The following is a 9,978-nucleotide window of genomic DNA, read 5'->3' on the forward strand; positions in this document are numbered from 1 at the left end:
GAGATGATGTTGTTTCCGTAGATTAAGGAACCTGCTACTGGTTCGCGGATACCATCGATGTCTACTGGAGGTGCAGCGATGAAGGCGATTACGAAGCAAGCTGTTGCTGCTAATAGGGTGGGGATCATCAGGACACCGAACCAACCGATGTATAAACGGTTATTGGTGCTGGTAATCCATTCGCAGAAGCGATCCCATACGTTGGCGCTGGAGCGCTGTTGTAGAGTTGCTGTCATTTTTGTATGAATGCGTTTGGTATGTATAAATCAGACGTTTCGTTTGCGTCTGTAATGTTACTTTACACTGCTTTACAAAAATTAATCAAGGGCTGATATATTTGTAAAATTAATACACTTAATTAGTTTTGCTTATATAATAGTCTGAATTGTGACCGAGGAAAGGCAGAGGGGACAGGGGGGACAAGGAAGACAAGGGAGACAAGGGAGACAAGGAAGAAATAAATCTTTTAAGTTAGCCATTCACGCGAGGTTTTGGCACAACCAAGCATGAAAATCTGTCTTTCCTATGCCCAATGCCCAATGCCCCATGCCCATTTTCAAGTTAGTCTTCATAAGTTTGAGAGCCGTTACAAGTAACGTCTCTCGAAAATGTTGATGAATTGGCAGACAGCAGAGTTTATCCGACTTCCAGAAAATCTTGTATTGGTAGGCTTTCTCTACTCACGAAGCAGTAACTTAAATCTAAACCTGTCAGATCCACTTCTGTAAAATCAACGTAACGAAGATCTGTTTTAAAGAAGATGGCTTTGGTGAGAATGGCGTGACTTAAATCTGTTCTGCTTAAGTTAGCCCCAGTCAGGTTTGCACCTCTAAGATTTGCTCCGGCGAGAAAAGCACCAGCGAGGTTTGCATAACGTAAATCAGCACCAGCCAAATTTACGCCGCTCAGATCGGCATTACGCAGATTTGCTAGCCGTAAATCTGCTTGAAATAAGGAAGCTTTGTGCAAATCAACTTGAGTCAGGTTAGCCCGAATCAGGTTAGCAGCCTTGAGGTTAGCCCAAATTAAATTTGCTTGACTTAAGTTGGTTCTCCACAGGGAAGCTGCTGTTAAGTTGGCTTCAATCAGGTTTGCTCCCTGCAAGTTTGCTTGAGATAAAGTTGCTTGAGTCAGGTTAGCGCCAGCTAAATTGATTCCTGCTAAACATACCTCACTCAAGTTGGCTGAGTGCAGGCTTACTTGAGTGAAATTTCTCTCGCCTGCACTATAGCTTTTGAGAAGTTCATCAACATCCATCAAGCCTGCCCTCCCAAATCTCGAATAATTGGTCAAAAATTAGACTATGTGAGTGAAAATTGCTGTAAATAGCTTGTTGGTGTGGCTGGGTAAGACACTGGAGTAATCTTCAAGCTATTGCACAATTTGCTTGGCAGTAGTGGTTTTGAGCAGCAACGATAAGCGTTTTGCTCAAGGTGACGAGTTAGCGATCGCTTTTTTCGTTCACTTTGATGCCAGAATAGATACTTTACATGTCTTTATGTAAAGAAATATAACAATTCCGTTACAAATAAGCAACAATTTCTCAGTTATCTTTTGATAGTTTCTGGTTATATCGGCAAAAATATCCCCTACCCAGGGAACTAACTGAACCAAATTTACGTATATTTAGGGAAATAGTTTCTTTCTTAAAGCTGCTTAGATGTGTCCAGTTGGGGTTCGTACTAGTCACTCAACTCATGCCCTAGAAACGGGTGTGGCAAAGCTTTGGCTTTTATTGGTGGGTGTGAACCAATATGAAGATGAAGAAATACCCAGTTTGCAATATTCAGCCTTAGATTGTCAGGGGTTAGGTGAAGCTTTACATGCTGCAACACAAGCTTTTCCCCAAAAAGAGGTAATAATATATAACGATTTCGCTTCTAAACAGCCAAAGTTAGCAAATGTTCTTACCAGTCTCAGAGAAATTGCGGCAGTGACTAAACCGATTGACACTGTGCTATTTTATTTCTCCGGGCATGGGATGCTAGAACCATCAACCCAGCAAGTAATACTTTGTTTACAAGATACACAAAAATCAAACTTAATAGATACTGGTTTACAGTTACAGGAAGTTTTGCAACTATTAGAAAATTGTTCTGCCCAGCAACAATTATTAATATTAGATGCTTGTCATAGTGGAGGGATGACGCTGTTAGGTGCAAGAGGCGAAGTAGATCCGCAGCTTAACCCGACACCAGAGTTGGTAGAACTTCTACGACAACGCGCCGCCAAACGAAAAGGATTTTATGCTTTATTATCTTGCGATCGCACTCAGCAATCTTGGGAATTTCCCCATTTAGGGCATGGAGTATTTACATATTACTTAATTCGCGGGTTAAAAGGAGAAGCTGCTGATTCTCAAGGTATTATCGAAGCTGATGGACTTTATCGCTATGTTTATCACCAAACACTGACATATATAGATAAAGCTAATCAACAACTACGAGTGATTAATCAACTAAAAAAAGGAAGGGGAGATAATTCTATCCATCCCGAATATCCTTCACAAACTCCTAAGCGCATTGTAGAAGGAGTTGGCGAAGTAATTTTAGGAATTAAACCGAAAAATATTCCCGCTTCACGACATCCACGACAAGCATTAATTGTAGAAGGATTGTATCAAAGTCAAGCCTCCCTATCTTTAAGTAAAATACTCAGCACTGCTGGTAGTTTTGCAGTCAATTATTGGACTATTGGTGGGAACAATTCCCAGTCAAACGTGCGCAAAGCAATTCAAAAATGCTTACTTTCGGAATCTTTTGCTGAATTAAATACTAATTCTACTAATACAGACGAAATTGCAACAGTTTTATTATATTTACAAGGGCAAATTCAAGAGACAGAACAAGGTGAAGCCAGATTATTATTGTCTGATGAAGTCACGATCAATCGCGCATGGTTGAAAAAACAACTACGCCGATGTCAGTCGCAACAAATTATTATTTTAGATTGTCCCATAGAAAAGAGTGGTGGTAAAGTATCGCTGCGGGATTGGCTAGAAGAACTGCAATTAGGATTAGACGCAGGACAATGTTTAATTGCGGCGGCTGTATCACCTGAAAATAGGGAAAAATTTGCAAATACGCTGTTAGCAACCTTAAATAAAGGAATACAAGCCAGTGGACTCACTGCTGCTGCTTGGATTACTCAATTACAAGTAGAATTTGCCCAAACCGACATTCAATTATATTTTTGGTTGTCTGGTTCTCAGGGAATCATTGAAATTTTACCAGGTAAAACGATATTTTCATCAGAAAATATCGAAGAAAAAGCAGCAAATATTCATAATTCTCCCCCTGATGATTTAAATTCTGAAGTGGGGATTGATTACGCTTATTTACGCGATTTACTGCAAGCTCAAAGATGGCAAGAAGCGGATCGAGAAACTACAAATATCATCCTCAAGGTAGTTGAAAAACAGCCATATCTGGACATTGATGCAATCAACAAAATTCCTTGTAAAGACCTTTATACTATTGACAAACTTTGGGTAAGTTATAGTCATGGACGCTTCGGATTCAGCGTTCAGAGTCGTATATGGGAGGGTATTAAAGATTGTGCTGCTACCGATCCTATGTTGGCTTTAATGATTGGTAGTGCCAAAGTTGCTGCGTCTGAAACTTGCATTGACTTTGCAAATCGTGTTGGTTGGCGCTTGCGAGATTACTGGCTTGATTATAACAGTCTCACCTGGGAGGGGGATGCACCTATGGGACATCTACCTTATGTAGGTTTTTTTGAACCAGTTTGGCGTGTCAAAGTGTTAGGAGTGTGGGAATGGCATAGTGCGATCGCAACTGCTAATTGGTGGGAATTATGCGTTGCTCTGTTTAGACGCATTGAAACTTGTATAAACAGCAGTTCTATCTAAACGCAGATATATAAAGTAGTTCGTTCATTATCAAAACAATTCATCAGGGTGAAGTATGAGGCTAAGAAACAACCTACTAACGTTAATTAATTTCCTGGAATTTACTCAAAAACAACTGTATCCCAAAATATACTGAACTTTCTTGATTTTACAGCAAGTGATTTGTATAAACATAGCAAAAATATCAGTAATCATACTATTGTGACTTGAGGAATAACAATGCATTACACCCAATTACAACGCATTTCTCCAGACTTTTGTTTGACGTTATGGGAATCAGAATTAACTCCTCATCCCTCAGTACAGTCTAAATTTAAGCGCCTGTTAGATATTTTGGGGAGTTTGGTGGGACTTTGTATTTTAGCAATTTTATTTGTGCCAATTGCGATCGCTATTAAAATCGATAGTCCAGGGCCAATTTTCTTTGCTCAAGAACGTTACGGGCTACAAGGAAGGCCATTTCGGCTCTATAAATTCCGCTCAATGGTAAGTGAAGCTGAACAATTAAAATCTTTAGTTGATAACGAAGCTAATGGCTTAATATTTAAAAACAAAAATGATTTTAGAATTACTAAAGTTGGACGTTTTTTAAGAAGTAGCAGTTTGGATGAACTACCACAATTCTGGAATGTGTTGCTTAATGATATGAGCTTAGTTGGTACTCGTCCACCTACAGGTGATGAAGTTATTCACTATACACAAAAGCATTGGCAACGTTTAAATGTTAAACCAGGTTTGACAGGCGAATGGCAAGTTAATGGACGTTCGCAAGTAACCAATTTTGAGCAAATAGTTGACTTAGATTTAAAGTATCAAGATAATTGGCATCCATTATATGATTTATACTTAATTATCAAAACAATCTATGTCATTTTTGCTAGAGTTGGGGCATTTTAAAACAATAATCTAGCCAATGAAAAATATAAATTATGGGCGCGATCGTCGCGCCTTTAAATTAGATAAATCGTGACTAGGGAATAGAGGAAAGAGAGATTTTTATATTTGCTTGTGAGATATTTTCGTGAGAGAGTAGCTTGTAAATATAGAATATAGCCAACTTTCTTAATTAAAGTTTTGCAGATAGCTAAATAGGATTTACTGAGGGCTAAAAACCCCTGTGATAAATAGAAAATTATACCAATTGGAAAAAAGAATGCGACAGATTGTAGGGGCACTGGCACTGCCATGCCCTCTAGAATATTTTGATGTGTTGCAAAGATTATTTGAATTGGTATTATTAGTTAAAATTTTCCCGACTTCGCAAAATATAAAAGTTATATTATTTACTCATGAAATTTCAACCAATTTCTTATAGTTGGGTGGCTCTACATCCAAAACCTCAAGGGGTAATTCAATTTATTGGCGGTGCTTTCTTTGGCACATTTTGGCCGATGCTGTTCTATCGTTCTCTACTGCAGCGATTATTTAATGATGGTTATACGATTGTTATTTTGCCATTCAATTTTACTTTCGATCATTATGCCGAGTCTGGCTTTTTAATTAGAGAACAGTATGAAATTATGCCAGAAATTGTCAGAAGAGCAATATTTGCTGGTTATGATTATAAACCTTATCTCAGCGACCAAAATTTTTCTTGGATAGGTCATAGTATTGGCTGTAAATATATTGCTCTATTAGAAGCTTTTAGTGCTTTACCTACGATTAGCAAACCTAGCGAACCTCAATATTACCAGGATATTCAAGAACTGAGGAAATTTATTGCATCTGTAGTGAAAACAACAGCCAAGCCAACAGATTCTCAAGTAAAAATTGATAATAAGACTGAAAGTATTGTTAAAGACTTGTTAATTCTGATTAACGATTTACAAGTAAAGCGGGAAAAAGCTATCAAATTAATCAAATATTACATCAAGCGAGAACCTAATTACCAAGAGTTAAAAAAAGAAGTTGAAATTACCAGTATTTTTATTAAGAATCAACCCTCTTTATTATTAGCTCCTGTAAATACAGGTTTGGAAAGTGCTATTCCTCAGCCTTTAGCAGGTATATTTATTAATTTAGGTTTAAATGTCAAACCTACCCCAGCAGAAACTTTTAGTTTAATCACTTGTGCTAATTTATTTAATCTTCTGGGGTTAAATTCATTCAACACAGATAAACTAGCTTTATCAACTTGTCAGTGGTTTGAGAATGATTGTAAAAAACCACCTTCAGGTTTTAAGGTAGTTTTAAAAGGTGGACATTTAAGACCTTTAGGGATTCAACTGGGTAATGTTATTATAAATTTTCCCGATTTTAGCGATCGTATTCCCTTGATTGAGTCTATACAAAAAAGATATGCAGAGTTTGAATCCCCTGTTAGTAGGTTATTCCAAAGTTTAAGAAGTTAATCTAGTAAATATAACTATAAGGGCATGGCACTGCCATGCCCCTACAGAAATTGCTTTTAACTCGCCCAGTTATCACGCCATTTTACTGTACCAGTATCAGCTAAAATCCAACGCCGACTAACAAGATTTTCGCGCACAGGTGGTTGATTTTGTCGCCACAGAGCATATTTATAAGATATCGCTTTACCTGCGCTTTCATTAAAGGGTATTTCGCCAAACCAGGTATTTTCATTGATATATTCTAAAGCATAGGCTTTGCTAATATCCCAATTACCTAATTCTGGACAATCTCCGGTTACCACAACTGTATCGCCTGGTTGCGTTTTCAAACCATTTACCTGCGCTCTGACAATGGTTTTACCTTTAACTCGCTCGCCTAAATAACTAAGTACAATTAGTTCTTTATGATGTAGCTTGAGTCCAAAAATATTACCGTTTTTTACTTCAATTTGGCGTTGGGTGACAATACAGTTATATTCGCCATCTTCTAATTCTGTATTTTCTATATTAATAATCGCTGTATCTCCTTTATTCATCGCCACAAAACAACGATAATCGCGATAACTACGCAGATAACAGTAAATATTATCTGTAATATATTTTTGTTTTTGACTTCCCAAAGAAACAGCAGGATTTAAACGACGTAATTTAGATAATAATTGGATATCTTGATAAAGCTGGGTATCTGTATCCCATTTTTCCATGATTGGACGGTTATAAGGATCGTTACCACCATGAGTATCATTATGGAGATATTGCTCTGTTCCATAATAAATACAAGGAATTCCACGGCTAGTTATAATCAAAGCCATCGCTAATCTTAAAAGTTGCGTATCGGAGTTGAGGCTTTGAAATCTTGGCATATCATGATTATCAATGAAGGTAATCAATTCTGTTGCCGTGTTGTAAAGATAATCGAGATTGAATATATCTTGAACTAAATGAAATCCTCCTGGTGCATTGTAGGCTAAAGCTTGGCGAATTCCTTCGCATAAGCCAAAGTCTAAAATTGACATTCCTGACTCATTGGCAAATTTAATTGAACTGCTCTTTTTAGGGTTGCTAAATCCCCATTCACCAAAGATAAATACAGAAGGTTTGTGAGTTTGAATATCGCTATTAAATTCTTGCCAAAACCAGATAGGCATGTGCTTTACTGTATCTACTCGTAAAGCATCTACTCCTTTATCTAACCATTGTTTAATAGCGGTTTTAATATAATTACGGTAATCGGGATTACTTTCGTTAAATGTTGCTAATCCTGACATTTCGTAATAAAGTAATTGATATTCATCTTCCCAATCGGTAATTTCTGGATTATGGTGATACCAATTATTGATATCATTATAGTAATCGGCAATTAATACTCCATCTTCGTAAAGCTTTCCTTTTTCACCGTTAACATCTGGGCTACTGTGATTACAGACAATATCTAAAATTAATTTCATTCCCCGCTCGTGTAAGCCAGAAATTAATTTATCTAAGGTACCACTTTTAAATAAAGAATTTTCTTCACCTGGTGGTAAGAAACGGGGATTTATGCGTTTAAAATCTTTTGTCCAATAACCATGCATAGCAGCATTATCAAATTGCAATGCTTCTACTTGCTCAAATAGGGGAGAAATCCAAATAGCTGTAATTCCTAAGTTTTTTAGATAATCTAGTTTGTCAATAATTCCTTGCAAATCTCCGCCCCAATATTTGCCCCATTTTTGTTTAGTAGGATCGTAAAGTTCGGGATGAGTACCTGCATTATTGGTGGGGTCTCCATCGTTAAACCGGTCTACAATGATGAAGTAAATTGTTTCTTGACGAAATTCAATTGCTCTGGTAAAAAGAAACTCAAAATCTGAGACTGTTTCTGATGCTACTGTATCTGTATGAAAGCCAGCTGCAGCTTTAGTGGCTTGAACTTCAATCTCAGAGTGTGATGAAGAAATTTGTACCATAATATTATTAAAAAAAGCTAAAGCAAAACCGCCCTCACCCTAGAAGGGTGGGGCTAAAAATACGAAGCCTGCCTTCGCAGGCTAAAAGTTTGATAGCCTGTTTTTGTCGAAGATATTCGCTTATGGGAGGCAGGCTTTATTCGTATAGAAATACTCTTCTAGGGTATTGCGTCAAAAGTTGGATGCTCCCTAATATACAGTAAATTGTCACCATAATTAGGGAATTACAACTAAAAAAATATTCCATTGCTATGTTAGCAGAGGAAGCAGAGGAAGCAGAAGAGAAAGAATATTTCTGTCTGAAAGTGGGATAATTTAAGCGCAATTCATCTCTAACGAACGCTTCGCGGTAAAATGTGAGATGAATTGCTGTTCAAGGTAAATTTTTAAGTTTTGATTATATAGTAAAATGCCCCAAGTTTTGGAACAATCAATTCAAATTAATGCTCCAGCTACGGTGGTAGAGCATTGTATTACTGATTTAGCACTTATGCATCAATGGCTGAATCCTGTATTACGTTGTGAACCTGTGGGAAAAGTCTGGAGTACGGATGTAGGTAGTCAAAGTCGGTTTATGATTCAGATTCCGGTAATTCAACCTACATTGAATACTGTGGTTGTAGAACGCCAACCGGGTTTAGTAGTTTGGGGTTTTAAAGGATTTTTTCAAGGACGCGATCGCTGGGAATGTCAACCTATCTCTCAGGGAACTAACCTGTTAAATCGGTTTGAGTTCGATATCCCTAACCCCCTAGTCAGTTGGGGTTTTAATACTTTCGCTGCTGCTTGGACAAAACAAGATATGCAGGCTCAATTATACCGTCTCAAGCGGCTGGCGGAAGGATTGGATTATAGTCAGTAGAGACGCGATGAATCGCGTCTGTACAATGTGTGTTGTTTTACCTTCCCAATTCGGTGAGTAAGCGGCGGATGGCGATGGAGTCTTCGGCGTCGGGGACTTTGGTAAGATAGGTTTGCAGATCGTCGGCTGCTTGGGGGTAGTGACCGAGTTGATAGTAGATGAGACCGCGATCGCGTAATTCTACACTGACACCAGGAAATAATAGTAAAATTCTTTCTACGGTAGCTAGGCTTTTTTCGAGTTCTTGCTTTTTTAAATAAATAAATTTTAAGTTGGTGAGCATTCTGGCTAAAAATTGCCGATTGCTGACTGGTGCTAAAAATTCTGGTTGTAATTGTACGGGTTGCTGAAACATTTGTGAGAGTCTTTCTTCACAATCTTGAGCAAATAAAACTTCACCTTGATGAAATGCATCAACAAATATTTCCATATCAGCAATATCGGGACGAATGAGGAAATGTCCCGGCATTCCTATGCCGATCATGGGAAAATCTATTCGTCTGGCAATTTCTATATAAACTAAGGCTAAGGTAATGGGAATGCCTAATCGACGGTCAATAACATCATTTAAAAAGCTATTACGCGGATCGTAGTAGTTGGTTTTATTGCCAGCAAATCCTAAATCATCATACAAATACTGATTGATACTTTGAATTATCCGCAATGGATAGGCTGATTCAGGCAAGCGTTCTTGTAATTCTGCTGCCATTGTATCGAAAGCATTGAGATATTCTTGGGGATCGAGGTGAGGATATTCTTCCTGTGCAATATATAAAGCTGCTTTTACCAGGTTGATATGCTCGTCAGGCTGTTGAATCTCCTGATAAAAATATTGTCGCGCTGACGAAAAATTCATAAGCGATCGCTCAATCGAGGTATAAGAATGAAGCGCGCCAACTGAAAACAGTTGGTTAAACTATTTTTATTTTAGGTCATTTGTTAGAG

The 9,978-nt window shown here is 37.8% G+C and carries 7 protein-coding genes and 1 pseudogene; 4 read left to right on the top strand and 4 right to left on the bottom strand.

Going from position 1 to position 9,978, the window contains the following annotated elements; translation table 11 throughout:
• A pseudogene (locus AACW45_RS23330) lies at positions 1-236 on the bottom strand (photosystem II q(b) protein); the annotation flags it as partial.
• Between the two features lie 400 nt (positions 237-636).
• Positions 637-1,257 (bottom strand): pentapeptide repeat-containing protein, encoded by a 621-nt coding sequence (locus AACW45_RS23335; RefSeq protein WP_190628782.1) that lies wholly within the window; start codon positions 1,255-1,257, stop codon positions 637-639.
• Between the two features lie 403 nt (positions 1,258-1,660).
• Here AACW45_RS23335 and AACW45_RS23340 point away from each other — a divergent pair, with 403 nt between their 5' ends.
• The 3 genes from AACW45_RS23340 (at position 1,661) to AACW45_RS23350 (ending at position 6,222) form a co-directional block, all read left to right on the top strand.
• Positions 1,661-3,871: a GUN4 domain-containing protein gene (locus AACW45_RS23340; RefSeq protein WP_190628784.1), complete on the top strand. Its 2,211-nt coding sequence runs from the start codon at positions 1,661-1,663 to the stop codon at positions 3,869-3,871.
• A 219-nt stretch (positions 3,872-4,090) separates the two neighbouring features.
• The gene (locus AACW45_RS23345) at positions 4,091-4,768 is read left to right on the top strand and encodes a sugar transferase (RefSeq protein WP_190628786.1); all 678 of its coding nucleotides are present in this window, start codon (positions 4,091-4,093) and stop codon (positions 4,766-4,768) included.
• Positions 4,769-5,160: 392 nt separating this feature from the next.
• Entirely contained in the window at positions 5,161-6,222 is a 1,062-nt protein-coding gene (locus tag AACW45_RS23350) for a DUF1350 family protein (RefSeq protein ID WP_190628788.1), read from the top strand.
• A 56-nt stretch (positions 6,223-6,278) separates the two neighbouring features.
• Here AACW45_RS23350 and AACW45_RS23355 read toward each other — a convergent pair whose 3' ends face one another.
• Positions 6,279-8,171, bottom strand: a complete 1,893-nt coding sequence (locus tag AACW45_RS23355) for an alpha-amylase family glycosyl hydrolase (RefSeq protein WP_190628791.1) — start codon at positions 8,169-8,171, stop codon at positions 6,279-6,281.
• A gap of 409 nt (positions 8,172-8,580) precedes the next feature.
• Between AACW45_RS23355 and AACW45_RS23360 the strand changes: the two genes are divergently transcribed.
• Positions 8,581-9,033 carry an SRPBCC family protein gene (locus AACW45_RS23360; protein ID WP_190628793.1) on the top strand — a complete coding sequence of 151 codons (453 nt, stop codon included), beginning with the start codon at positions 8,581-8,583 and terminating at the stop codon, positions 9,031-9,033.
• Between the two features lie 37 nt (positions 9,034-9,070).
• Here the strand turns inward: AACW45_RS23360 and AACW45_RS23365 are convergent, their stop codons facing one another.
• Positions 9,071-9,889, bottom strand: a complete 819-nt coding sequence (locus AACW45_RS23365) for a SirB1 family protein (protein WP_190628796.1) — start codon at positions 9,887-9,889, stop codon at positions 9,071-9,073.
• Positions 9,890-9,978 lie beyond the last annotated feature (89 nt).

The organism is Calothrix sp. FACHB-168 (genome assembly GCF_963889195.1).
GTDB lineage: Bacteria > Cyanobacteriota > Cyanobacteriia > Cyanobacteriales > Nostocaceae > Aulosira > Aulosira anomala_A.

Excerpts from the sequence above, each read along its gene's own strand:
- AACW45_RS23340 (WP_190628784.1), top strand. The coding sequence starts at position 1,661 with ATGTGTCCAGTTGGGGTTCGTACTAGTCACTCAACTCATGCCCTAGAA.
- AACW45_RS23350 (WP_190628788.1), top strand. The coding sequence starts at position 5,161 with ATGAAATTTCAACCAATTTCTTATAGTTGGGTGGCTCTACATCCAAAA.
- AACW45_RS23365 (WP_190628796.1), bottom strand. The coding sequence starts at position 9,889 with ATGAATTTTTCGTCAGCGCGACAATATTTTTATCAGGAGATTCAACAG.
- AACW45_RS23355 (WP_190628791.1), bottom strand. The coding sequence starts at position 8,171 with ATGGTACAAATTTCTTCATCACACTCTGAGATTGAAGTTCAAGCCACT.
- AACW45_RS23335 (WP_190628782.1), bottom strand. The coding sequence starts at position 1,257 with ATGGATGTTGATGAACTTCTCAAAAGCTATAGTGCAGGCGAGAGAAAT.
- AACW45_RS23345 (WP_190628786.1), top strand. The coding sequence starts at position 4,091 with ATGCATTACACCCAATTACAACGCATTTCTCCAGACTTTTGTTTGACG.
- AACW45_RS23360 (WP_190628793.1), top strand. The coding sequence starts at position 8,581 with ATGCCCCAAGTTTTGGAACAATCAATTCAAATTAATGCTCCAGCTACG.